This is a genomic window from Pseudomonas sp. GD03862 (assembly GCF_029840855.1).
In the GTDB taxonomy this organism is placed as follows: Bacteria; Pseudomonadota; Gammaproteobacteria; order Pseudomonadales; family Pseudomonadaceae; genus Aquipseudomonas; species Aquipseudomonas alloputida.
The window spans coordinates 1-24,627 of sequence record NZ_JAOCDI010000028.1 but is presented as its reverse complement, the minus strand read 5'-3'; the positions used below and the strand labels follow the sequence as shown (position 1 = coordinate 24,627).

Below are 24,627 nucleotides of genomic sequence, written 5' to 3'. Positions count from 1 at the left end.
ACGCATTGAACGAGGCGTTTATGACGCCTCTTCGATTTGTGTTCATGCTTTGGTCGCGGCCCAACCTTGCACGGCGTCGGGACAATTGCGCCTTGAGCACGGGCCGGCATGGCCCTTTCATGCCGGCCATGGGGTGCTGCTGCTATAGAACACCGCGAGCCAGATGGTGGCCGTGCCGGGCGCGGTCCATTCCACGCGGTGGCGGTCGTGCGGGGGGATGTCCAGACAATCGCCCGGCGCCAGCAGGCGGGTGTGGTGCTCGTGCTCGAAACGCAGGGCGGCAGCACCACTGAGCAACATGATCCACTCGCCTTCGGCCTGGTCGTACCAGAAGCCGGGTGGGCTGGCCTGCCCACTGGAGACGATACGCTCCACGCGGATGCCCGGGCGGCTGAGCAATTCGTCGACACGTTCGGCGCTGGCGGGGTCGCAGGGCGGCAGGGCGGTCAGCAGGTTGTTCAGGGTCATGGTAAGCCTCCTTGGAAATGGGTGGATTCCACTATGGACGCAATCGCCTTGGCGCGCGCGGCTTGACCCGCCCGGCTGTTTGTAAGAACTTTCCGAGTTTTGGAAGACGGGCTGAACATGGACAAGCTGCTGGCGATGAAAATGTTCGTGGCCACTGTCGATGCCCAAGGCTTTTCTGCTGCCGCGCGCAGGCTAGGGCTGGCGACATCGTCGGTGACACGTCTGGTCGATGCCCTGGAAGCGTCGCTGGGCGCCACCTTGCTCAACCGCTCGACGCGCCAGGTCAGCCTGACCGAGGCCGGCGCCCGTTACTACCAGCGGGCACGGGGCATTTTTGAAGCACTGGACGAGGCGGATGCCAGCATCGCCGATCGCGGCGAGGAGCCTGTGGGTGTACTGCGCCTGAGCCTGCCAGTGGAGTTCGGCCGGCGGGTCATCGCCCCGCACCTGGGGCCATTCCTGGCGCAGCACCCGGCGCTGGAACTGGACATCGACCTAAGTGACCGCCTGGACGACTTGCTTGACGGGCGCTATGACCTGTCGATTCGCCTGGGTGACCCCTCGCCCAATGACGAATTGGTGTGCCGCCGGCTCGGCCGTTTTCAGCGTTGGCTGGTGGCCAGCCCGGCTTACCTGGCCGGGCGTGAGCCACTGCAGCATCCCCGGGAGTTGCTTGACCATGCCTGCCTGCGCTTTCGCTATGGGCAGAAAGCGCGCCCCTGGCGCCTGACCTGTGGCCAGGACAGCCTGGAACTGGACGTAAGTGGGCCATTGCGCAGCGCCAATGCCGACATGTTGCGTGAAACGGCGCTGGCAGGCAGTGGTATCGCACTGCTGGCCGACTGGCTGGTACGCGAGGATGTGTTGGCAGGGCGCCTGCAGCGGGTATTCCCCGACTGGCAGGCCAGTCCTGGCGCAGCCAATAGCAGCATCAACGCCCTGTATATGCCCAACCACCGGGGCTCTCGGCGGGTAAACGCATTCATCGACTTTTGCGAAAATTTGCTCATAAGCGGTAGCTAGTGTTGCGCAGTGCGCAAAGCCGCATTGCGCCACCGCGGGATTCTCGGCGCTGACGTCCATGGGTAAGGTGGCCGGCATATACCCAACCCTTGTCGAGGAACTTCGCATGAACCCCTCCCTTGCGACAGCGCAACCGGCAGCCGCCAGCCTGAGCCGGGCTCTGGTAGTGCTGCTGGCGTTCTGCTGCGGCGCGATCGTCGCCAACATCTACTACGCCCAGCCCATCGTCGGGCTGATCGCCCCGGACCTGGGGCTGTCCACCGAGCATGCCAGCCTGATCGTTTCCCTCACTCAGTTGGGCTATGCCCTGGGCCTGTTATTGCTGGTACCGCTGGCCGACCTGCTGGAAAACCGCCGCCTGATGGTGGCCACCGCGGTCCTGGCCTGCGTCAGCCTGCTGCTGGCGGGCACCAGCAGCAGTGGCCAGGGTCAGCTGTTCCTGGGTTACGCACTGCTGATCGGCTTCAGTTCGGTGTCGGTGCAGATGCTCATCCCGCTGGCGGCGCACCTGGCGCCGGAGCAGCAGCGTGGACGTGTGGTCGGTAACATCATGGGCGGCTTGCTGCTGGGCATCCTGCTGGCGCGACCGCTGTCGAGCCTGGTGGCCGACCACTTCGGCTGGCGTGCGGTGTTCATTGGCGCCGCCGGGGTAATGCTGGCGATCATCCTGTTGCTGTCATTGACCTTGCCGCAGCGGCGGCCCGAGCACAAAGCCAGCTATGCCGGGCTGATGCTGTCGCTGCTCACACTGCTGCGTCGTTATCCGCTGTTGCGCCAGCGTTCGTTGTACCAGGCATTGATGTTTGCAGCGTTCAGCCTTTACTGGACGGCGGTGCCGATGGCGCTTGCCGGGGAGCATGGCCTGTCACAAAGCCAGATCGCCGTGTTCGCCCTTGTCGGCGCGGTGGGTGCCGTTGCTGCGCCCATGGCCGGCCGCCTGGCCGATGCCGGGCATGCCCGGGCCGGCTCGCTGCTGGCGCTGTTGCTGGCGCCGGCGGCCTTGTTGCTGGGGCTGACAGTGCCGGGTTACAGCGTGATCGGCCTGGGCCTTACCGGCGTGTTGCTGGACTTTGCGGTGCAGATGAACATGGTCATCGGCCAGCGTGAAGTGTACGCACTGGACCCGGCCAGCCGCGGGCGGCTGAATGCGGTGTACATGACCAGCATCTTCCTCGGCGGGGCGCTGGGGTCGGCGGTGGCCAGTGCGCTGTTCAGCCAGTTTGGCTGGCATGGCGTGGCACTGGTGGGGGCGGGGTTGCCGGGTGTGGCGCTGGTTGTGTTTCTACTCAAAGCACGCCGGGGTTGAACCGTTACGCGTTGCAGGGCACGGGCTTCGCCCGTGTTCGCGGGCCCGCTATCGGCCAAGCGGCAGCGCCAGGCCAATCAAGGCAAACAGGCTCCCGCAGCAACGATTGAAACCTTTGCCACCCTTGGCCAGCCATGGCCGAATGCGAAACGCCAGGCGCGCCAGCAGGTATTCGACCAGAAACTCGACGCTGGCAAAGGTCGCGGCCATCACCGCAAATTGCAGCACCAGCCCTCGCTGTGGGTCGATGAACTGCGGCAGGAAGGCACCATAGAACAGCAGCACCTTGGGGTTCGCCATGGCCGAAAGCAGGCCCTGGCGAAACAGCCCGGCATTGCCCAGCCGCGCGCTGTGCGCAGTCAGTTCCAGCTGCAGGCCTGGACTGCGCCATAGTTGAATGCCCAGCCAGATCAAATAAGCCCCACCCACCCACTTCAGGACGCTCAGCACTGCCGCCGAGGTCTGCAGCAGTGCGCTGAGGCCGAACATGGTCAAGGCGATGAGGGCGCTGAAACCCAAGACCCCGCCCACGATGGTGAACAGCGTTCGCCGTGCGCCATAGAGCGCGCCATGGGTCAACGCCAACAAGCTGTTGGGCCCCGGGGTCAGTGACAGGCCGATGCTGGCCAGCAGGTAGATGAGCCAGGTGTCCAGTGCCATGTTGAAAACTGCCTTGTTCGAGAGAGGGCGACAGTCTATGGCGCAACGCTCACGCTGAAAGGGTATTATCTGGTCATAAAAGAGTCTTTTCTGGACGTGGTTTCATGCCGCCCGACATCCGCTTGCTGATCCTGCCATTACCGGATTTTGCCTTGCTGCCGTTTGGCGCCTTTCTCGACAAATTGCGCTTCAGCGCCGACGACGAGGACTACAGCCAACAACGCTATTGCAGCTGGACGGTGGCGGGGCTCAGCCTCGAGCCGGTACCGTCGAGCAGTGGCGCGGTGCTGCAGGTCGAGGCCATTGCCGATCAGCTCGACCTTGACCTATTCGACTACCTGGTGGTGTTCGGCGGTCGCAGTGCCATGGCCACCGCGGCGCTGGCGCCACGTTACCAGGCTTTGCTCAGGCAGGCCGCCAAGGCGGGTGTCAAGCTGGTGGGGGTCGACAATGGCGCCTTCCTGCTGGCTGCCTGCGGCCTGCTGCAGGGGCACAAGGTGGTGGTGCACTGGCGTCACGAAGCCGAGTTTCGTGCTGCGTTTCCGCAGTTGCAGCTGTTGCGCGAGCAGTTGTACTGCATCGATGGCAACCGCATCACGTGCGCCGGTGGTACTGCCGCCATAGACCTGGCCGTTGCACTACTGTCACGCGCTTGCGGGCGAACCCGGGCGCTCAAAGGGCTGGCTGACATGCTGGTGGACGAGACCCGCGACAGCCGTCACGCCTTGCGCTCGCTGGAGCTGGGTGCTGGTCAGGGGCGCCAGGTGCAGCGGGCGCAAGCACTGATGCGCCATCACCTGGGCACGCCGTTGGCCGTGGAGCAGCTGGCCGCAGAACTGGGCATCAGCCGGCGTCAACTGGACCGGCAGTTCCAGGCCAGCCACGGGATGAGCACCAAGGCCTGGTGGCTGGAGATGCGCTTGCAGCAGGCGCGCTGGCGTTTGCTCAACTCCAGCCACAGCCTGGCGCAGATTGCCGATGAGGTGGGCCTGGGTGATGCCAGCTACCTTGGCAAGTGCGTGCGGCGTCGGTTTGGGTGTACGGCCCTGCAGTTGCGTGCAGGTCATTACCCGCTCACGTGATCTACTGGGGCGTCCCGAACAACCCTGTCCAGTAGATCCCTGCATCGCTCTTGGGGTCTATCGCATAGGCAGCGCCCAGTTCACGGAAGTCCGGATTCATCAGCGTGGCGCAGTGCCCTGGGCTGTCCAGCCAGCCGTTGACGACCTTTTGCGCGGTGTCACGCCCGGCGGTGATATTTTCGCCGATCTGCTGGTACAGGTACCCGGCCAGTTCCGCCCGGTCACCCGGTGTGCGGCCATCTTTGTCGATGTGATCGAAGAAGTTCTGGTTGGCCATGGCCCGAGTGTGGTTGGCGGCGACCCCGGCCAGCACTGTGCTCCAGCTCAGTGGCGGGGCGGCGGCAAACGGCTGGCCGCCGCATTGTCGTGGCACCTTGCGCGCGGCGTTGACCTCCTGCAGCACCTTCTGTCCCTCGGCCTGCCAGTCGCCCAGGCGGCCGCTGAGCAGCGGCCGTGCCAGCACGATGCGCCAGTCGCGGCCCTCCTGGCTGACGCCGATATCGACGAATTGCGGGTCGAGCACCACCTGGCAGAAGCTTTCCTCGATGGCATGCATGGCGGCGCGTGCGTCGCGTGGCCCCGACAGGCTGATGGCCTGGACGCTGACCATGGGGTAGGCGGCGCGGGTCATGGCCTGTTGCAGGTCGCGGGTGCCCTCTGGCGACAGCGCAAGGCGTGTGTCGCTGTTGAGCGGCGGCAGTTCCAACGACGCCTCGCCACCGCAGGGCTGGGCCTTGCTGCGGTAGACATTGATCGAATCGATCAACTGCGCCTCTTCGCCGGTGGCTGCCAGCGCCCCGGTCGAAACGACCAGGCCCAGTGACAAGGCGACAACGGATGTCAGGACGCGCATGTGGATCTCCCTATGACTGGCAGCGTCGTGGTGTGCGCTGCTCATCCTACACAAGCCCGGGGCTTTTGGCCCGAGGTCGTGCAAGGCAATGAAAACGCCGGCAATCGTTACTGGCGGCAAAAGAGGGAGTAGACCCCTGGCCGGTGGAAAAGTGCGGTCAGTTGCCAATCATTCGCATCGGACCAGCGTTGTCAGCCGTTTGCGCGTCAATGGGCCAACGCCTGGTTCGGCTTGTAGAACAGGAAATGGGTGGTCTGCGCGGTCTTGCGATAAGCCTTCGCCCAGTCGGGGCGCACCGTGCGGTCGTGAAAGTACAATGCGCCGCCGGTGGGGTCTTTCAACTGCTGGTTCAGTGCCTTGCGTGCGATCTCTTTGGCAACGTCGTAGCGTTGCGGTTCCTCGACCTGGTCCGGGCGCCCGTCACACCACCATGAGAACTGACAGGACTTGGTCTCCACCCCCTGTTTGACTACCGCGCAGATAGTGTCGGGAAAGCCATCGTGGCCCAGGCGGTTGAGCACCACACTGGCCACCGCGGTCATGTCTTTGGCGTCGGCGCCCTTGGCTTCCCAGTAGATGGTACGTGCCAGGCAGGTGATGCTGTCATCCAGCGGCGCCTGGCCAGCCGGGTCCACTGCCTGCGTTTCGCCTGGGGTCAGTTTCTCTGCCTTCCTGGGGGGCGGCGCATCTTCAGCGACCTTTTCTTCAAGCACTTCGGCCTTGTCCTCGGCAACGGCGGCTTTGGCCGGGTCAGCGGCATACAGGGGGCCTGCGAGCAGGGCCGAGGTCAAGCCGATCAGCATCAAGTGACGGCGCATGGGCACATTACCAGGCGGTGGGCAGAATTTCAGTCTAGCCAAGCGTAAGCATTAATACCAAAGGCAGGGTGGCGGCCGCAGTCACGGTCTGCAGGGCGATGAGGGTAGCCATCAGTGGCGCATTGCCGCCCATTTGCCGGGCCATGACATAAGACGACGAAGCGGTTGGCAGCGCCTGGAACAACACCGCCACCACCGCTGCCTGGCCACTCAGGCCGAACAGCCGGCAAACGCCCCAGGTGGTCAGTGGCATGACCAGGAACTTGAACGCCGATGCTGCCATCAGCGGCCGTACCTGCTGGCCGAGGCTGGCGCCGCCCAGGGCAGCGCCGACACACAGCAGGCCCAGCGGCAGCGCGGCCTGGCCCAAGGCCTTGACCGTGGCGTCGATACCGGCCGGCAAGCCCAGCCCCGTGGCCCGTAGCATCAGCCCCCCTGCGCAGCCGATGATCAACGGGTTGGCGAAGATCGCCCGAAGCACTGCGGCTGGCGAACTGTGACGGGCGCTGAAGCGGGCAAACACCAGCACGCAGAGCAGGTTGACCAAGGGCACGATGGCTGCGTTGGCCACCGCCGCCAGGGCAATCCCGGCGCTGCCGTAAATCCCCGCAGCCAGGGTGGCACCGATGTAGTTGTTGAAGCGGATACCGCCCTGAAACACCGAAGTGAAATCGGCTCCATCATGGTTCGCCGCGCCCTGATACAGCACCAGCAACACGGCACCGGCCAGGGTCGAGAGCATCAGTGCGCCGGCCATGCCCAGCACCGGTATGCCATCGAGGTTGGCGGTGGCCAGGCCATGGAGGAACAGCGACGGCAGCAGGACGTAGTAGCTCAGGCGCTCGGCACCAGGCCAGAAGCTTTCGGCAAGAAAACCGCGAAGGCGCAGGAAGGTACCCAGGGCAATCAGCAGGATGATGGGGAGCAGGGTGGTCAGCAGCAAGTGCAGCATGGTCAGCATTCCGTGGGCGGGTACGTGCACAGACTACGGGGGCGGATCGATCTGTAAAAACGTTGTTTTCTTCAGTGACCGTTGAGGAAAAATGCATGTTGGTGGGGGCATATCGCGCCTTGGACCAGCCTGGCTTCAGGCTTCCAGGGCGGTCTTCAACACCGCACTCAAATGCCGCCGCTGGCTTTTTTCATGCTCCAGCAACACCACCCGCCGGGTCAGTTGCGGCTCGCCAAACGGCAGGCAGGTGGCGGGTGGCAAGCGTTGCAGGTCGTCATCCGCCATGGGGATGACCGCCACGCCCAGGCCCATCACCGCCATGCGCGCCAGGGCTTCCTGGCTGTCCAGTTCCATCAGTTCGCTCACCTGCACCTGCTGGCGGCGTAGTTCCTGCTCGATCTGCCGGCCGGCCCAGGCACGCTTGTCGAAGCGCAGGAATGGCTGGCTGGCCAGCAACTGCGGCACGCTATACCCGGCCAGCTCAGGGCTGGCGATGGCCCAGAAACGGTCCTCGAACAGCGGTGTAAAGTCCAGGTTCTGCGGGTAAGGGCTGACCGGTTCGGTGGTGATCGCTGCATCGAGCTCGCCGTCTTCCACGCGCCGCGCCAGCTCCGCCGACATGCCCGAGGCCACGCTGATGTGTAGCTGCGGGTGATGGGCCTTTATCCACACCAGCGCCTTGGGCAAACGCCGCGCCAGCACCGTGTGGATCGCCCCCAGGCGCAAGCGGCCGCGCAGGCTTGGGCCGCTGGCCAGGGCATCGGCCAGTTCGTCATAGGCAGCCAGAAGGCTTTCGGCGCGGGCCACCGCCAACTGCCCGGCTTCGGTCAGCACCACCTGCCTGCGGCTACGGTCGAACAAGGTCACCTTCAGTTCGTCTTCGAGGGTTTTGATGTGCAGGCTGACCGCCGAGGGGGTGAGGCTGAGCAGGTCGGCGGCGCGGGCAAAGGTGCCGTGGCGGGCGATGGTCACCAAGGTGCGCAGGGCTTTCAGGGACATGCGGTTGAGGTCCGGTTCTCAGCTGACAGAGGCGTATTGTCAGGCCCGGCCCTCTCGCAGCACAAGGCTGCTTCCAGGCCTTGCCGATACGGCTCAGCGACTGCTACGCCCATAGGCCTGGCTGATCCGGTCGATCACCATGGCCAGGGCGACAATTGCCAGCCCGGCCTCCATCCCTTGGCCAACATTCAAGGTCTGGATCCCCGCCAGCACATCCTCACCCAACCCACGGGCGCCGATCATCGACGCCACGACCACCATCGACAAGGCCATCATGACCGACTGGTTAAGCCCGGCCATGATACTCGGCAGCGCCAGGGGCAGGGCGATGCGCCGCAACCGCTGCCAGCGGCTTGCGCCAAGGCCGTGTGCGGCCTGCAGCAACGAGGGGTCGATCTGGCTCAGGCCCAGTTCGGTCAACCGCACCAGCGGCGGCAGGGCGTAGATCAGCGTGGCGAACACGGCAGGCACCTTGCCCAGGCCAAACAGCATCAGCACCGGGATCAGGTAAACGAACGCAGGTAGCGTCTGCATCACATCGAGGACCGGCAACAGCAGCCGTCTGGCCAGTGGCCGGGCGGCCAGCAGAATGCCCAGTGGTACACCCACCAGTACGCACAGGCCGGTACTGACCAGCACCAGGGCCAGGGTCTGCAGCAGCTTGTCCCAGAGCCCGAGCATACCGATCAGGGCCAGCAGCGCGACCAGCACGGCGCTGCGCAGCAGGCTGCGGCTGGCGTGCCAGGCCAGCAGACCCACCAGCAACAACAACAGCCACCAAGGCAAGAGGCGCAACAGGTTCTCCAGGCCGACCAGCAGTTGCAGCAACTGGTCAGACAAACTGCGCAGGTGGTCGCCGTAGTTCAATACCAACCAGTCGACCAGGCGGTTGATGCTGTCGGCAAAGGAAAACTGCAGGGTCTGCGGGAAACCGCTGCTCACAGGCTGGCCTCGACCTTGGTGGCGATGTCCGCCGGCAGCCAGGCTTTCCACACCTCGCGGTTATCGCGCAGGAAGGTGAGGGCGGCTTCGCGCGGGGGCGTGCGTTTTTCGCTCATGACGGCCAGGGCCTTGTTCAGGCGATCGATGGGCAGGTCTACCTGTTCGAACACGCTGACCAGGTCTGGGTAGTTTTCGCGAAAGGCTTTGGACACGCCAATCGACAACTTTGCCGGCAGCGAGCGGCTGCCTTTCGGGTTGGGGTTGGCGGGGTCGGTGAGGGTGGCCCAGGCCTGGGCATCGAACGGGGGTTCTTCCAGCCGGATGAGCTTGTAGCGCCCCATCAGCGGGGTCGGGTTCCAGTAGTAGAACAGCACGGGTTTGCCGCGCCGGATTGCCGAACCGATCTCGGCGTCCATCGCGGCGCCGGAGCCACTGCGGAAGTTGTTGTAGAGGCCATCCAGGCCATAGGCCTTGAGCTTTTGGCTGTTGACGGTTTCAGACGTCCAGCCGCTTGGGCTGTTGAGAAAACGCCCTTTACCGGGCGATTCGGGGTCGGAAAATACCTGCGGGTAACGCTTGAGGTCCTCGACACTGTGCAGCTCAGGCGCCACGGGCTTCAGGTTGCGTGCGGCATCGCCTTCGATCACATAGGCCGGTACCCACCAACCTTCTTCTGCATTTTTGACCGTATCGCCCAGTGCGAACACCTGGCCGGCCTGTTCGGCCTTGACCCAGGCAGGGCTGCGCCCGGCCCATTCCTCGGCGATCACTTGCAGGTCATTGCGCGCCAGGGCCACCTCCATGCTGACCGTGCTGCCAGGCAGGGTGTCGGTGCGATAGCCGTAGCCGCGCTCCACGATCAGGCGCAGAATCTCGGTGGTGAGGGCGCCGCTTTCCCAGCCGATGGCACCAAAATGGATAGGCGCAGGTTGCTCTGCCGATGCGGCGCTGTCGGTGCTGGCCAAACCCACCGTCAACAGCAGCCCGGCCAGCAGCGTTGAAATGCTCTTCATGTAAACCTCGTCGTTCGCCACGCCTTGGCAGTGGGGCAAGTGTAGACGACGAGGTTTTGTCAGTTTCAGGGCCACTGGAGTGGCCCCGTTCGCTTCAGACGCGGAACTGGTCCATCAGCGCTTGCTGCTGGTTGGCCAGGCTGTTCAGCGACTGGCTGACCCGCGCCGACTCGTTGGCCTGGCCAGACAGGGATTCAGTGACATCACGAATGGTCGCCACGTTGCTGTTGATTTCCTCGGCTACCGCGCTTTGCTCCTCGGCGGCAGAGGCGATCTGCAGGTTCATGTCGGTGATCACCGTCACCGCCTGGCCAATGCGCTGCAATGCCGTGACGGCTTGGCCGACCTGCTCCACGCCACCTTGGGCCTGGCGGTGGCTGTGGTCCATGGCGCCGACCACTTCGCGGGTGCCGTTCTGCAGGGCTTCGATGACCTGACGGGTTTCTTCCACCGACTCCTGAGTGCGCTGGGCCAGGTTGCGCACCTCATCGGCGACCACGGCAAAGCCACGGCCGGCCTCACCGGCGCGGGCAGCTTCGATGGCAGCGTTGAGCGCCAGCAGGTTGGTCTGTTCGGCGATCGAGCGGATCACTTCCAGTACCGAGCCGATCTTCTCGCTGTTCTGCGCCAGGCCTTCTATTTCGGCCATGGTGTCGCTCATGTTGGCGGCCAGGGCACCGATGCTGCTGGTGGTGCGGTCGATTACCGCCAAGCCTTCGCGGGTGGCCTGGTCGGCATCGCGCGCCGCCTGCGCAGCCTGGGCGGCGCTGCGGGCAACGTCCTGGGCGGTGGCGCTCATTTCATGCGAGGCGGTGGCCACCTGGTCGACCTGGCGGTACTGCTGCTCCATGCCGGCGCTGGTTTCAGTGGCAATCGCCGAGGACTGGTCGGCCGTGCCTCGGGCGGCCTGCACCGAGCGTTTGACCTCGGCGATGGTTGGCTGCAACTTGTCGAGGAAGCGGTTGAACCAGCCGGCCAGTTCGCCCAGTTCGTCCTGCTTCTGGTAGGTCAGGCGACGGGTCAGGTCGCCTTCGCCGCTGGCAATGTCCTTGAGCATGGCGGCCACGCCGAGGATCGGCCGGGTAACGCCGCGGGCCATCAGCCATACCAGCAGCAGCCCGGCAATGGCGGCGGCCAGGCCCAGGCTCAGTTCCAGCAAGGTGCCGCTGGTATTGAGCGCGTCAAGTTCCTGCTTCAGGGTTTCGGCCGGCCCGGTCAGGGCGTTTTCCGGCACATCCAGCAGCACGCCCCAGGGCTGGGCGTCCGGGATTGGCCGGAATGCCGCCAGTACCTTCAGGCGCTGCCGGTCGTGGAGGATAGTCAGCTTGCCATCGGCCAGCTTGCGCACCAGCTCGGCGCCTTTGGTCGGGTCGACCTGGTCGAAGCGCTGTGCCAGCTTGCTGGCATCGGCGCTGTAGCCGGCCAACAGACCGACCGGGGTAAGAATGCCGACCGTGGTGCGGCCTTCGTAGAGGCTGCGGCTGGCCTCCTGGCTCAGCGCCTGCAGGCTATTGAGGTTGATGTCGATGGACAGGGTGGCAATGATCTTGCCGTTGACCGCCAGCGGGAACACGATGCTGGTCATCAGTACCTGCTGGCCGTCGATGTCGTAGAAGTAGGGCTCCACCACACACACCTTGCCGGAGGTGCGTGGGCATACCCACCAGGTGTTGGCCGGCTGGCCGCTGGGGCCGATCTCGGTGTTGGCCATGTCATGTTCGGGCAGGGCCATCGAGGTCAGCTGGCCAGCGCGTGGCTGCGACCAGTACAGGGCAAAGCGCCCGGTTTCGTTGCTGCCCAATTCTGCCTTGCCGGCAAACAGGCTGTCCTTGTTGTCCAGGGCATTGGGCTCGAACACCAGTGACAGGCCGAGCAGGTCGGGGTTGGCTTGCAGTGCGGCGCGCACCTGGCGGGTCATGTCCTCGCGCAGGTCGAAGGCATCGAGAAAGCGCTTTTCGGCCTGCTCGCGCAGGAACAGCACTTGGCGGGCGAAGCCGGCGCCGTACTGGTAGGCATCCATGAACTGGCGGCGAATGTTCAACGCTTGCACTTCACCTTGTGACTCGATGCGCGACTGCGCCGCCTCGGTCAGCATCTGCATGCTGCTAGCCTTGACCAGGTCCGAACTGTGATCCATGCGGTACAGCGACAGGCCGACGAGCAAGGTGACGATAGCGGCCAGACAGAGACCGGCGAGCAGGGTGATCTTCCACTGGATGGAAAGTTGTCGCAAAGGCATGGGGGCGGATCCCTTTTTTGGCATTAAGGGTTATGGCTTTATCTGCGGTGGGGCCGGGAGGTGCCAAAGCGCTGCGGCCAGGCACCTCGCTGCCTCCCTCAATATCGGCCCCTGCCGTTTTTTCTTTATTCAAACATTCAATTTAAATTTGACCGCCACTAACGCCCCGCATCAAGGCGCTTTTGACATCTGCCGCCTACTGCTTCAGAGTTCGCGCTTTTTTCTGTCGTAATGAGGTAAGCCAACCATGAATGCAGTGATCGCCGCGGTCGGCATCATGCTGATACTCAGCCTGTCCCGCGTGCACGTGGTCATCGCCCTGATCATCGGCGCCCTGGCCGGTGGGCTGGTGGGCGGCCTGGGCATCGAAGGCACGCTCAAGGCCTTCAACGGTGGCCTCGGTGGTGGTGCCACGGTGGCTTTGTCCTATGCACTGCTGGGTGCTTTTGCCGTGGCGATTGCCAAGTCTGGCCTGGCCCATGCGCTGGCCGACCGCGCCCTGGGCATGATCGACCGGCGGGGCGACGCCAAGGGCGGCAAGGTCAAATGGCTGATGATCGGCCTGATGCTGGCGGTGGCCGTGTCGTCCCAGAACATCCTGCCCATCCACATTGCCTTCATCCCGCTGCTGGTACCCCCTCTTTTGTACGTGCTGACGCGCCTGCGTATCGACCGCCGGCTGATCGCCTGTGTGATCACCTTTGGCCTGATCACCCCGTACATGTTCCTGCCGGTGGGCTTCGGCAACATCTTCCTCAACGAGATCCTGCTGGCCAATGTTGCCCGCGCGGGTGTCGATGTGAGCGGCGTCAACGTCACCCATGCCATGGCCATCCCGGCTGCCGGCATGCTCGTCGGCCTTCTGGTGGCGGTGTTCATCAGCTACCGCAAGAAACGTGACTATGACCTGGCGCGCATCCAGCAGGTGGAGCAGGTGAGCGTGCAGTACAACCCGTTGACCTTGCTGGTGGCCGTGCTGGCCATCGCTGCAGCCTTCATCGTCCAGCTGTTGCTGGACTCGATGATCATCGGTGCCATGGTCGGTTTCCTGATCTTCTCGCTGTCGGGCATCGTCAAGTGGAAAGAGACCGACGACCTGTTCACCGAAGGCATGAAGATGATGGCCATGATCGGCTTCATCATGATTACCGCGTCCGGCTTTGCCGAGGTGATGAAGGCCACCGGTGAGGTGAAGAGCCTGGTGGAAACCTCGGCGCAGTGGATCGACCACAGCAAGGGCGTCGGTGCCTTGCTGATGCTGCTGGTAGGCCTTTTGGTGACCATGGGGATCGGCTCGTCGTTCTCCACCGTGCCGATCCTGGCCGCGATCTTCGTGCCACTGTGCGTGCAACTGGGCTTCGACCCGTTGGCTACGGTGTGCATCATCGGTACTGCCGGTGCGTTGGGCGATGCAGGTTCGCCGGCCTCGGACTCGACCCTGGGCCCAACCTCGGGCCTGAACGTGGATGGCCAGCACCACCACATCTGGGACACCGTGGTGCCCACTTTCATCCATTACAACCTGCCGTTGATGGCGTTCGGCTGGTTGGCAGCGATGACCTTGTAAGGCGGGGAGGGCGTCAGCCCTTGTCGGGCGGCGGCGAGATGCGATTGAGCACGGTGCTGCCGTCCTTGCTGCGGGTCAGGTAGACCGGCAGGACTTTGGGCAGGTTGTTGACCAGGCGCCCCACTTCAGCGGTGTTGTAGATGCCGCTGATGCGAATGCGGCCGGTGCTGGCATCGGCCAGTAGCAGCGGGGCGTCTAGGTAGCGGTTGATCACCGGCAGCGCCTGTTCCAGGCTCAGGTTGTCGAGCACCAGCTTGCCGCTGCGCCATGCCAGGCTGTTGCCATAGTCGTCGCTTTGCTCCAGCTGCGGCTCGAAGTCGCCCTTGTGGTAGCTGGCCTGCATGCCAGGGCCAAGGCGGTAGCCACCGGCACTGCCCTCACTGGACACCAGCACTGAACCTTCCACCAGGGTGACCTTCACCTGGTCCTGGTACTTCCACACGTTGAACTGGGTGCCGGTGACCCGGGTCTGGCCACTGCCGGCACGCACGATGAACGGGTGGCTGCTGTCGTGTCGCACCTTGAAGAACGCCTCGCCGCGCTTGAGCGTGACCTGGCGTTGGTCCTTGTAGTTGAGGAAGGTGAGTTCGGTGTGGAGGTTGAGCTGTACCGTGCTGCCGTCGCTGAGCTCCACGGTCTGCATGCGGTCACCGGCTTCGAAATGCTGATAGTGGTTGGGCAACCAGCCCTGTTCCCACCCCATCCAGCCGGCCAGCGGCAGCACTGCCAGGGCGATGGCCGCAGCAGACGCCAGCGGCCGCCAGTTGCGAGGGCGGGCGGCGTGTCTGGTGGGTGGGTTGAAGTCGATGACGGTGGCGCTGCGCGGCAGCAGGTCGGCTGTTTGCCAGATTTCCAGCATCGCCTGATATTCTTCGGCATGCCGCGGGTCGGCCGCCAACCAGTCAGCGAATGCTTCACGCTCGGCCTGCGTGCAATCTTCGGCGTGAAGGCGCATGCACCAATGCGCTGCGGCGTCGGTGATGGCATCGTCTGGGTTGGGATTGAGGCGGTCGTGGTTCATTGCGGCTCCGGGTTTTGCGCATTCTACCCTTGCGGGAGGGCTCCCGAGAACCAATGTAATGGCGAATGACTATCAGTTGTGCCGGTTTTTCGTCGGATTAGCCACGGTTTTTCAGTGTTTGAGAACCCTTCGCGGGCAAAAGACGATGCCTGCAATGGCTTCCGGGGCAGCCTGGTGCTGCGAAGAGGTCAGTGTTTGCAGGTACCGGCCTCTTCGCAGCACACGGCTGCCCTTGCAACAAGCGCGTCGGCGACCCACCGGTCAGAACTGTGCGGCCTCTAGCCCATAAAGGCTGCCACTACCGGCCCGAATGCTCGCCTCCAGCCCCAACCCCCGCGGCAAGACCCGCTGGAAATAGAACGCCGCACAGGCAAGCTTCGCGCCATGAAACGCCTCGTCCTCATCACGTTTGGCCAGCGCCACCGCCGCCATCCGCGCCCACATGTATGCATAGGCCGTGAGCCCGAACAGCTGCAGGTACTCAACGGCTACCGCGCTGACCAGGTTGGCATCCTCGCCGGCCTGCGCCCGCAGCCAGCTGCTGGTGGCCTCCAGCCGCGCCAGGCTCGCCTGCAGGGCCTCGCGGTGCAAGGGCGCATCCACACTGAAGGCGCGCACTTCGCTGGCAAAGCTGGCCAACGCCTGGCCACCGTCGGCCAGCACCTTGCGCCCCAGCAGATCAAGGGCCTGGATGCCGTTGGTGCCCTCATAGATCTGTGCAATGCGCACGTCTCGCACCCGTTGCTCCTGGCCCCATTCGCGGATGTAGCCATGACCGCCATACACCTGCTGGCCAAGCACGCAGCTTTCCAGGCCGTTATCGGTGAAGAATGCCTTGGCCACCGGTGTCAGCAGTGCCACCAGGCGCTGGGCATGCTCGCGCTCGCCAGCGTCCTCGGCATAGCGTGCCACGTCCAGTTGCTGGCCAACGTAGACGGCGAACGCCCGACCTGCTTCGGTGAGGGTGCGCATGGTCAGCAGCATGCGCCGGACATCACCATGGTGGATGATCGGGTCGGCCACCTTGTCGTGTGCCTGCGGGCCAGTCGCTGCGCGGCTCTGCAGGCGCTCGTTGGCATAGCGGGCGGCGCTCTGGTAGGAGGCTTCGGCACAACCGATGCCCTGTATGCCGATGGACAGGCGCTCGTAGTTCATCATGGTGAACATCGCTGCCAGGCCCTTGTTCGGCTCGCCCACCAGGTAACCGATGGCACCGTCAAAGTTCATGACGCAGGTCGCCGAGGCCTTGATGCCCATCTTGTGCTCGATCGAGCCACAATGCACAGCATTGCGCGCGCCCAGGCGGCCATCGGCCTCGACCAGGAATTTGGGGACCAGAAACAGCGATATGCCTTTGGCACCGGCGGGCGCATCCGGCAGCTTGGCCAGCACCAGGTGGACGATGTTCTCGGTCAGGTCCTGCTCGCCGCCGGTAATGAAGATCTTGCTGCCACTGATGCGCACGCTGCCATCGGCCTGAGGCTCGGCGCGGGTGCGGATCAGCCCCAGGTCAGTGCCGGCATGGGGTTCGGTCAGGCACATGGTGCCGGCCCAGCGGCCTTCGTACAGCGGTGGCAGGTAAGTGGCCTTGAGCGCTTCGCTGGCGTGGGCATCGATCGCCAGGCAGCTGCCTGCGCTCAATGCCGAATACAGGCTGAAGCTGCAGTCAGCCGCGTAGAGCATCTCTTCGAACAGCACGCCGAGCATCTTTGGCATGCCCATGCCGCCGTGTTCCGGGTTGCCGCCCAAGCCGACCCAGCCACCTTCGCGGTAGGTGTTCCAGGCCTCGCGAAAGCCTTCGGGGGTGGTGACTTGGCCTGCGTCGAAGCACACACCTTGCTCGTCACCGTTGCGGCTGAGCGGGGCGATCAGCTGGCCGGTGACTTTGGATGCTTCCTCGAGAATGGCGTCGGCAGTGTCGGCATCGATGCGTTCGGCCAGGGCGGGCAGTCGGGCCCACAGGCCTGAAGCGTTGAACACGTCATGCAGGACGAAGCGCATGTCGCGCAGGGGGGCGGAATAGGTGGTCATCGGCAGCTCTTGCAATAGTGAGGGAGGGTTGGGCGTGCGCTGAACCTTCAGGCGCAGCCGTGTGCTGCGCCTGAAGGGGGGCGGCTACGGCATCAGAGGGCCTTGGCCCGGTCGCGCAGCACGTACTTCTGGATCTTGCCGGTCGAGGTCTTGGGCAGCTCGCCGAACACCACGGTCTTCGGCACCTTGAACCCGGCCAGGTGCTCGCGGCACCAACTGGTGATGTCGGCTTCACGGGTGTCCTCCCGGCCTGGCTTTAAGGCAACGAAGGCGCACGGGGTTTCGCCCCATTTTTCATCCGGGCGTGCCACCACGGCGGCTTCCAGCACTGCCGGGTGCTTGTACAGGGCGTCTTCGACCTCGATGGTGGAGATGTTCTCGCCACCGGAAATGATGATGTCCTTGAGCCGGTCCTTGATCTCGATATAGCCATCGGCATGCCACACGGCCAGGTCGCCGGTGTGGAACCAGCCGCCACGGAAGGCTTCGGCGGTGGCTTCAGGGTTCTTCAGGTAGCCCTTCATCACCGTGTTGCCGCGCATGAAGATTTCGCCCAGGGTATCGCCGTCGCGGGGCACCGGCTGAAGGGTTTGCGGGTCGGCGACCATCAGGCCGTCGAGGGTCGGGTAGCGCACGCCTTGGCGAGACTTGATCCGTGCACGCTCTTCCAGCGAAAGCGCATCCCATTCGTCATGCCAGGCACACACGGTCACAGGGCCGTAGACCTCGGTCAGGCCATAGGTGTGGGTGACCTTGATGCCCATTTGCTCCACGGCGCCGATAACCTTGGCCGGTGGTGCGGCGCCGGCGACCATGGCCTGCACCGGGTGCTCGATGGCTGCCTTGGCCGCCTCGGGCATGTTGACCAGCGCGTTGAGCACGATCGGCGCACCGCACAGGTGGCTGACTTTGTGCTCGCGGATCAGGGTCAGGATCTTCTGCGGGTCGACCCGGCGCAGGAACACATGGGTGCCGGCCAGGGCGGTGATGGTCCAGGGGTAGCACCAGCCGTTGCAGTGGAACATTGGCAACGTCCACAGGTACACCGGGCGGTGGCCCATGGCCCAGGTCATCTGGTTGCCCAGTGCGTTCAGGTAGGCGCCGCGGTGGTGGTAGACAACGCCCTTGGGGTTGCCGGTGGTGCCGGAGGTGTAGTTCAGCGAAATGGCCTGCCACTCGTCATCGGGCCATTCCCAGGCAAATTCCGGGTCGCCTTCGTTGAGCAGGGCCTCATAGTCCAGCTCGCTGACCGCGCGGCCCTCGCCGTACTCCGGGTCATCCACATCAACCACCAGCGGCGGGTGTTCAAGCAGTGCCAGAGCGCCTTCGATGACTGCATGGAACTCGCGGTCGGTGATCAGCACCTTGGCCTCGCCATGCTGCAGCATGAAGGCGATGGCCTCGGCATCCAGGCGCACGTTCAGAGTATTGAGCACAGCACCGGTCATGGGTACGCCGAAATGCGCCTCGAGCATGGTCGGGGTGTTGGGCAGCATCACTGCCACGGTGTCGCCGCGGCCAATGCCACGGCCGGCCAGGGCGCTGGCCAGGCGCCGACAGCGTTGGTAGGTTTCTTGCCAGTTGCGGCGGATGGCGCCGTGGATGACGGCCGGGTAGTTGCCGTACACGGCGGCGGTGCGTTCAATGAAGCTCAGCGGGGTGAGGGCGACATGGTTGACGGCAGCGGGCATCAGGCCCTGGGCATAGATCGACATGCGGTAATCCTGTAAGGGAGGCAGACGCAGCCTGTGCACCTGGCCCCCGATGGCTGATTGTTAGCTCTGTTCAGGGTGCAGGGGGCGGGCGGTGGGCCGCCCCCTCTGTCGCAGTTTTACGCGAGTCGCTATGGTATTAGGAATATCGACTATAGCAATATAGTAAAACTACTATAAAAACAGGCCGACTACCGTGGATGACACTGCTTACCCCTTGCTTGCCAAAGACCCACAACCCAGCCTGTTGCTGGCCAGTGATGCAAGCCCGCTGGCACTCAACCCGGCATTGCAGGCCTGGGTCGCCGAAGGGCCCGAGCTGGCTAGCTGGCTGCCGGCCAATTGCGCCGCCCTGGTGCGTGCCTGTCTGCGCCAGCATCGGGCGATCAGCGATGTCGAAGTGCAGGTCGGCGAACGCATCGTGTTGTGGACGTTCATGCCGGACAACCAGGGCCAGCAGGTGCTGGGGCGCTGCCGCGATGCCAGTGAAGAGCGCCATGGCGCACGCGAAGCCAACCGCGCCCGACGCCTGTATCGGCTGATCATCGAAAACACCACCGACCTGATTTCCCGGCACAGCCCCGATGGCCGCTTTCTCGATGCCTCACCGGCAGCCTACCGCCTGCTCGGCCTGTGGCCCGAGCAGCTGCGTGGCATGCCTGTACATACCCTGCTGCATCCGCGCGAGCGGCGTCAGGTACTGCGTCAGGCCTCAGCCGCACTGGACCAGGACGGCTACCACACGATGACCTGCCGGGTACGCCAGGCGACAGGAGGCTACCGTTGGTTCGAAATCGCCAGCCGGGCGATCCGCGAGACCTATACCGGCGCGGTGGTGGAGGTGGTCAGCGTGTCCCGCGACATCACCTTGCGCATCGAAGCGCAGGAAAGCCTGGCGCACAGTGCCCGCCTCGCGACCCTGGGCGAGCTGGCCTCGGGCATCGCCCACGAGATCAATCAGCCACTGGCCGCGGTGGTCAACTATGCCAACGCCAGTCAGCGTTACCTGCAGGGCCTGGAACGTGATCCCCAGGCGCGCGAGCGGGTAGGCCAGGGCCTGCAGCGTATCAGCGAGCAGGCCACCCATGCCGCCGAAGTGATCCGCCGTCTGCGTGCCTTCCTGCGCAAGGGGCCGCGCCGCCTGCAGGCACTGGACGTAGCCGAGCTGGCCGGCGAAGCCATGCGCCTATGTGCCTGGGAAGCCGCGCGGGACCAGGTGCAGGTGGAACTTCGCATGAGTGCTCAGCTGCCCTTGGTGTATGCCGACCGGGTGCTGCTGGAGCAGGTGCTGCTCAACCTGCTGCGCAATGCCATCGATGCCAATCGCGAGCAGCAGGGGGAGCGGCCGTCACGTATCCTGCTCTGCGCGGCGCGCGATGGCGATGGGGTGCTGGTCGAGGTAGCCGACCAGGGCCCGGGCGTGGCACCCGAGCGGCTGGATGAAATCTTCACGCCCTTTACCACCAGCAAGGCCGACGGCCTGGGCTTGGGCTTGAGCATGAGCCGCAGCCTGATCGAAGGCTTCGGTGGCAGCCTGTGGGCGCGGGCGGGTGACAACGGCGGTCTGGTACTGTGCTGCCGGCTGGCGGTCAGCAGGGAATAAGGGGAGGCAGTGTTGCAAGCAAAAGTGTATGTGGTCGATGACGACCAGGGTATGCGCGACTCTACGGTCTGGCTGCTGCAGTCGGTGGGCCTGCAAGCCTTGCCGTTTGCCAGCGGGCAGGCGTTTCTCGACGCCTGCGTCGATGATGGGCCCGCGTGTGTGCTGTTGGATGTGCGCATGCCGGGGCTGGGCGGGCTGGCTGTGCAGCAGGCGATGCGCGAGCGTGGCCTGATGGTGCCGGTGATCTTCGTCAGCGGTCATGCCGATGTGCCGATCGTGGTGCGGGCGTTCAAGGCCGGCGCCTGCGACTTCATCGAAAAACCCTACAACGACCAGCTGCTGCTCGATAGCGTTCAGGCTGCGCTGGAGCACGCCGGGCTGGCGCGACAGGGCGATCAGGCGCTGGCGTTGGTGCAGGCGCGCATCGACGGCCTGACGCCGCGTGAGCGAGACGTCTTCGTACCGCTGGCCCAAGGGTTGAACAACCGCGAGATTGCCGAGCAGTTGGGCATCAGCGTCAAGACCGTGGACCTGTACCGAGGCCGGGTGATGAAGCGGTTGCAGGCGGGCAGCCTCGCAGAGCTGGTGGGAATGGCGATTGCTTGCGGGGCGGTGGAGGCGTTGGGCCTGCGAGCACGTTAGCCGCCCTTACGCAGGCCCTGGCAGGGGCAGCCTTGTGTGTCGCAATGGGCCGCAATGCGCGCCTGCTGGGGGCGGTGTGACAGCCAGAAAACACCCACTATTTCATAGCTAGCTAATGAAAGCTTTGACATTCACTGCCTAGGCAGTAATATTTCTACACACTTAACTGAGCAGCCAACGATGGCCCATTTTTCTCCCGAGAACTTCCAAACCTGCGCCATCGGCATGTTGCTTGGCCGTGCTGCGATTCTCAAAGACCGCATTCTTGACTGGCACCTGGAGTCAGAGGGCGTCACCGCCGCGCAGTTCAAAGTGCTGATCATCGTCACCCAGTACCAGGTGGATACCCCGGCCGAACTGTGCCGTTACCTGGGCCTGGACAGCGGATCGATGACCCGCATGCTCGACCGCCTCGAGCAGAAGGAGCTGATCGTGCGCAACCGCTGCGCCGACGACCGTCGCCAGGTGCGCCTGGCACTCACCGCCGACGGCCAGCGCCTGGCCAACCGCCTGCCGGAAATCGGCGCCGCCGCCATGAACGAGTTGTGCGGCGTGCTGGCACCTGAAGAGCTCAAGACCCTGGAAGGCCTGCTGGCCAAGGTGCTGCTCGGTGCTGGCGACCCGTTGACGATCCGCCGCTTCGGCGACCGTTGAACCCCGTAACGAATTATCCAAGGTATTGTCATGGCCACTCCCACAGACACCCCGACTCCCTCCGTCGCGCCTGAGCCGTCGCGCAAGCGCAAGGCTTGGCTGCTTGGCCTGCTGTTGCTGCTGATCCTTGCCGGGGTCGGCACCTGGGCTTGGTACAGCATTGTCGGGCGTTGGCACGAAAGCACCGACGATGCCTACGTCAACGGCAACGTGGTGGAAATCACCCCGCTGGTCGCTGGCACCGTTACCAGCATCGGGGCCGATGACGGCGACCTGGTCCATGCCGGCCAGGTACTGCTGCAATTCGACCCGGCCGACAGCGAAGTGGCCTTGCAGTCCGCCGAAGCCAAGCTGGCACGCAGCGTGCGGCAGGTGCGCGGGCTGTACAGCAACGTCGACTCGCTGAAGGCACAACTGGAAACGCGCCAAGCCGAACTGCGCAAGGCGCAGCAGGACTTCAACCGGCGCAAGGTGCTGGCTGACAGCGGTGCGATTGCCGCAGAAGAACTGTCCCACGCCCGCGACGACCTGAGTGTTGCCCAGGCCGCAGTCAACAGCGCGCGCCAACAGCTCAGCACCAGCAGCGCGCTGGTCGACGACACCGTAGTGTCGTCGCACCCCGATGTCATGGCTGCTGCTGCCGACCTGCGTCAGGCCTACCTCGACCACGCCCGCACCACGCTGGTCGCGCCGGTCACCGGCTACGTCGCCAAGCGTACCGTCCAGTTGGGCCAGCGCCTGCAACCGGGCACCGCGACCATGGCGGTCATCCCGCTGGATCAGGTGTGGATCGATGCCAACTTCAAGGAAACCCAGCTGCGAGAGATGCGCATCGGCCAGCCGGTGGAAATCACCGCTGATGTGTACGGCAGTGAGGTCAAGTACAGCGGCACGGTCGACAGCCTTGGCGCGGGCACCGGCAGCGCCTTTGCCTTGCTGCCGGCGCAGAACGCCACCGGCAACTGGATCAAGATTGTCCAGCGAGTACCCGTGCGCATCCACCTCAGCCCCGACCAGCTCAAGGACCACCCGCTACGTATCGGCCTGTCCACCGTGGTTGAAGTCGACCTGCATGACCAGAGCGGCCCGACCCTGGCCCAGCAGCCACCGCAGAAGGCCAGCTACACCACCCAGGTGTATGACCACCAGATGATCGAAGCCGACAACCTGATCGCCCGGCTGATTCACGAGAACAGTGCAACCGGCAAGACGGCGCAACGATGAGCAACAACGCCGCTGCCCAGTTCACGCCGCCAAGTCTGCTGCTGACCACCATCGGCCTGTCGCTCGCGACGTTCATGCAGGTGCTGGACACCACCATCGCCAACGTGGCCCTGCCGACCATTTCCGGCAACCTGGGGGTGAGCTACGAGCAAGGCACCTGGGTCATCACCTCGTTCGCGGTGAGCAACGCTATCGCCTTGCCGCTGACCGGCTGGCTGAGCCGGCGCTTTGGTGAAGTGAAACTGTTCATCTGGGCCACGCTGCTGTTCGTGCTGGCTTCGTTCCTGTGCGGTATCGCCCAATCGATGCCCGAGCTGGTCGGCTTTCGTGTCTTGCAGGGCGTGGTCGCCGGGCCGCTTTACCCGATGACCCAGACCCTGCTGATTGCTGTCTATCCCCCGGCAAAACGGGGGATGGCACTGGCGCTGCTGGCGATGGTCACGGTGGTGGCGCCGATTGCCGGGCCGATTCTTGGGGGCTGGATTACCGATAGCTACAGCTGGCCATGGATCTTCTTCATCAATGTGCCCATCGGGCTGTTCGCTGCTGCCGTGGTGCGCCAGCAGATGCGCACGCGCCCGGTGGTCACCAGCCGCCAGCCGATGGATTACATTGGCCTGCTGACCCTGATTATCGGCGTCGGTGCCTTGCAGGTAGTGCTGGACAAGGGCAACGATCTGGACTGGTTCGAATCGTCGTTCATCATTGTCGGCAGCCTGATTTCGGTGGTGTTCCTGGCGGTGTTCGTGATCTGGGAGCTGACCGACCGGCACCCGGTGGTCAACTTGCGTCTGTTCGTGCACCGCAACTTCCGCATTGGCACCATTGTGCTGGTCGGGGGGTATGCCGGGTTCTTCGGTATCAACCTGATCCTGCCGCAGTGGTTGCAGACGCAGATGGGCTATACCGCGACCTGGGCAGGCCTGGCGGTGGCGCCGATCGGTTTGCTGCCGGTGATCATGTCGCCGTTCGTGGGCAAATATGCGCACCGGTTCGACTTGCGGGTGCTGGCTGGGTTGGCGTTCCTGGCGATCGGCACCAGTTGCTACATGCGTGCCGGTTTCACCAGCGAGGTGGACTTCCAGCACGTGGCCTTGGTGCAGTTGTTCATGGGGATTGGCGTGGCGTTGTTCTTCATGCCGACGTTGAGCATCCTGCTGTCTGACCTGCCGCCGCACCAGATTGCCGACGGTTCGGGGCTGGCAACATTCCTGCGAACCTTGGGCGGGAGTTTTGCGGCTTCGTTGACCACCTGGATCTGGATCCGTCGGGCGGACCAGCACCATGCTTACCTGAGTGAGCACATCAGCCAGTTCGACCCGACGACGCGGCATACCCTTGAGCAGTTGGGCGGGGCCAGCCCGCAGAGTTATGCGCAGTTGGAGCAGATACTCAATGGGCAGGCTTACATGATGTCGACGGTGGATTATTTCACCTTGATGAGCTGGGTGTTTGCCGGGTTGATTCTGCTGGTGTGGTTCGCCAAGCCGCCCTTTACCGCCAAGGCGGGCCCGGCATCGGCGGGGCATTGAGCTACAATCAAGGCAAGATCCCGATGCTCTCGCTCTCGCTCTCGCTCTCGCTCTCGCTCTCGCTCTCGCTTCGACTTTTGATTTTGCTTCTAAGCGCGCGATAGCCCAGGCGCCGCGGATTGCGACTTCAGGAGGCCGAGCGTAGGGCTTGCGAAGGGAGGTGACGGGCATGGATGCCCGTCAAGCGCTGGGCCCCAGGATGGGGCCTGCAGCGCGGTCCTCCCGGGAGCAAGCCCGGAGCGAGGGAACCCCGGAGCGTAGCGCAGGGGCCGGATGATAGGAGCCA

At 64.3% G+C, this 24,627-nt stretch carries 21 protein-coding genes; 9 read left to right on the top strand and 12 right to left on the bottom strand.

Annotation, left to right across the window (positions count from 1 at the left end):
• Nucleotides 1-117: 117 nt before the first annotated feature.
• The gene (locus tag N5D53_RS18045) at nt 118-468 is read right to left on the bottom strand and encodes a cupin domain-containing protein (protein WP_003247774.1); all 351 of its coding nucleotides are present in this window, start codon (nt 466-468) and stop codon (nt 118-120) included.
• A 117-nt stretch (nt 469-585) separates the two neighbouring features.
• Here N5D53_RS18045 and N5D53_RS18040 point away from each other — a divergent pair, with 117 nt between their 5' ends.
• Both N5D53_RS18040 and N5D53_RS18035 read left to right on the top strand, forming a co-directional pair.
• A complete protein-coding gene (locus N5D53_RS18040) occupies nt 586-1,491 on the top strand; it encodes a LysR family transcriptional regulator (RefSeq protein WP_279840576.1) in 906 nt (301 codons plus the stop codon).
• A gap of 106 nt (nt 1,492-1,597) precedes the next feature.
• On the top strand, nt 1,598-2,797 hold the full coding sequence (locus N5D53_RS18035) for an MFS transporter (protein ID WP_190869164.1): 1,200 nt from the start codon (nt 1,598-1,600) through the stop codon (nt 2,795-2,797).
• Nucleotides 2,798-2,845: 48 nt separating this feature from the next.
• On the opposite strand, the gene N5D53_RS18030 is transcribed toward N5D53_RS18035, so the two are convergent.
• Nucleotides 2,846-3,457, bottom strand: coding sequence for a LysE family transporter (locus N5D53_RS18030; RefSeq protein ID WP_010954419.1), 612 nt, complete (start codon nt 3,455-3,457; stop codon nt 2,846-2,848).
• A 104-nt stretch (nt 3,458-3,561) separates the two neighbouring features.
• Between N5D53_RS18030 and N5D53_RS18025 the strand changes: the two genes are divergently transcribed.
• Nucleotides 3,562-4,539 carry a helix-turn-helix domain-containing protein gene (locus tag N5D53_RS18025; protein ID WP_104961491.1) on the top strand — a complete coding sequence of 326 codons (978 nt, stop codon included), beginning with the start codon at nt 3,562-3,564 and terminating at the stop codon, nt 4,537-4,539.
• 1 nt (nt 4,540) lies between these two features.
• Here N5D53_RS18025 and N5D53_RS18020 read toward each other — a convergent pair whose 3' ends face one another.
• From N5D53_RS18020 to N5D53_RS17990, 7 genes are all read right to left on the bottom strand, one after another.
• The gene (locus N5D53_RS18020) at nt 4,541-5,392 is read right to left on the bottom strand and encodes a CAP domain-containing protein (RefSeq protein ID WP_010954417.1); all 852 of its coding nucleotides are present in this window, start codon (nt 5,390-5,392) and stop codon (nt 4,541-4,543) included.
• Nucleotides 5,393-5,598: 206 nt separating this feature from the next.
• Nucleotides 5,599-6,210: a cell wall hydrolase gene (locus N5D53_RS18015; protein WP_279840575.1), complete on the bottom strand. Its 612-nt coding sequence runs from the start codon at nt 6,208-6,210 to the stop codon at nt 5,599-5,601.
• Between the two features lie 34 nt (nt 6,211-6,244).
• Entirely contained in the window at nt 6,245-7,162 is a 918-nt protein-coding gene (locus N5D53_RS18010; RefSeq protein WP_279840574.1) for an AEC family transporter, read from the bottom strand.
• A 135-nt stretch (nt 7,163-7,297) separates the two neighbouring features.
• Nucleotides 7,298-8,161 carry a LysR family transcriptional regulator gene (locus N5D53_RS18005; protein WP_003247790.1) on the bottom strand — a complete coding sequence of 288 codons (864 nt, stop codon included), beginning with the start codon at nt 8,159-8,161 and terminating at the stop codon, nt 7,298-7,300.
• A 93-nt stretch (nt 8,162-8,254) separates the two neighbouring features.
• Nucleotides 8,255-9,103, bottom strand: a complete 849-nt coding sequence (locus N5D53_RS18000) for an ABC transporter permease subunit (RefSeq protein ID WP_049587118.1) — start codon at nt 9,101-9,103, stop codon at nt 8,255-8,257.
• Nucleotides 9,100-10,116 carry an ABC transporter substrate-binding protein gene (locus N5D53_RS17995; RefSeq protein ID WP_104961494.1) on the bottom strand — a complete coding sequence of 339 codons (1,017 nt, stop codon included), beginning with the start codon at nt 10,114-10,116 and terminating at the stop codon, nt 9,100-9,102. The genes N5D53_RS18000 and N5D53_RS17995 overlap by 4 nt, the downstream gene beginning before the upstream one ends.
• Before the next feature lie 94 nt (nt 10,117-10,210).
• Nucleotides 10,211-12,355 carry a methyl-accepting chemotaxis protein gene (locus N5D53_RS17990; protein WP_274141809.1) on the bottom strand — a complete coding sequence of 715 codons (2,145 nt, stop codon included), beginning with the start codon at nt 12,353-12,355 and terminating at the stop codon, nt 10,211-10,213.
• Nucleotides 12,356-12,602: 247 nt separating this feature from the next.
• Here N5D53_RS17990 and N5D53_RS17985 point away from each other — a divergent pair, with 247 nt between their 5' ends.
• Nucleotides 12,603-13,922, top strand: a complete 1,320-nt coding sequence (locus N5D53_RS17985; protein ID WP_129933687.1) for a Na+/H+ antiporter NhaC family protein — start codon at nt 12,603-12,605, stop codon at nt 13,920-13,922.
• A gap of 13 nt (nt 13,923-13,935) precedes the next feature.
• Here N5D53_RS17985 and N5D53_RS17980 read toward each other — a convergent pair whose 3' ends face one another.
• From N5D53_RS17980 to N5D53_RS17970, 3 genes are all read right to left on the bottom strand, one after another.
• On the bottom strand, nt 13,936-14,943 hold the full coding sequence (locus N5D53_RS17980) for a FecR family protein (RefSeq protein ID WP_129933686.1): 1,008 nt from the start codon (nt 14,941-14,943) through the stop codon (nt 13,936-13,938).
• 261 nt (nt 14,944-15,204) lie between these two features.
• Nucleotides 15,205-16,974: an acyl-CoA dehydrogenase C-terminal domain-containing protein gene (locus tag N5D53_RS17975; protein ID WP_279840572.1), complete on the bottom strand. Its 1,770-nt coding sequence runs from the start codon at nt 16,972-16,974 to the stop codon at nt 15,205-15,207.
• Nucleotides 16,975-17,066: 92 nt separating this feature from the next.
• Nucleotides 17,067-18,689 (bottom strand): acyl-CoA synthetase, encoded by a 1,623-nt coding sequence (locus N5D53_RS17970; RefSeq protein ID WP_019437073.1) that lies wholly within the window; start codon nt 18,687-18,689, stop codon nt 17,067-17,069.
• 193 nt (nt 18,690-18,882) lie between these two features.
• On the opposite strand from N5D53_RS17970, the gene N5D53_RS17965 reads away from it, so the two are divergent.
• The 5 genes from N5D53_RS17965 (at nt 18,883) to N5D53_RS17945 (ending at nt 24,341) form a co-directional block, all read left to right on the top strand.
• Complete coding sequence (locus N5D53_RS17965; protein ID WP_266024937.1) at nt 18,883-20,289, top strand: ATP-binding protein; 1,407 nt, start codon at nt 18,883-18,885, stop codon at nt 20,287-20,289.
• 9 nt (nt 20,290-20,298) lie between these two features.
• On the top strand, nt 20,299-20,931 hold the full coding sequence (locus N5D53_RS17960; RefSeq protein WP_010954406.1) for a response regulator: 633 nt from the start codon (nt 20,299-20,301) through the stop codon (nt 20,929-20,931).
• A 180-nt stretch (nt 20,932-21,111) separates the two neighbouring features.
• A complete protein-coding gene (locus N5D53_RS17955) occupies nt 21,112-21,585 on the top strand; it encodes a MarR family transcriptional regulator (protein ID WP_003247811.1) in 474 nt (157 codons plus the stop codon).
• A 30-nt stretch (nt 21,586-21,615) separates the two neighbouring features.
• A complete protein-coding gene (locus N5D53_RS17950; protein WP_047603859.1) occupies nt 21,616-22,809 on the top strand; it encodes an HlyD family efflux transporter periplasmic adaptor subunit in 1,194 nt (397 codons plus the stop codon).
• Nucleotides 22,806-24,341, top strand: coding sequence for a DHA2 family efflux MFS transporter permease subunit (locus tag N5D53_RS17945; RefSeq protein ID WP_004575310.1), 1,536 nt, complete (start codon nt 22,806-22,808; stop codon nt 24,339-24,341). Before N5D53_RS17950 ends, N5D53_RS17945 begins: the two co-directional genes overlap by 4 nt.
• The last annotated feature ends 286 nt before the right edge of the window (nt 24,342-24,627 follow it).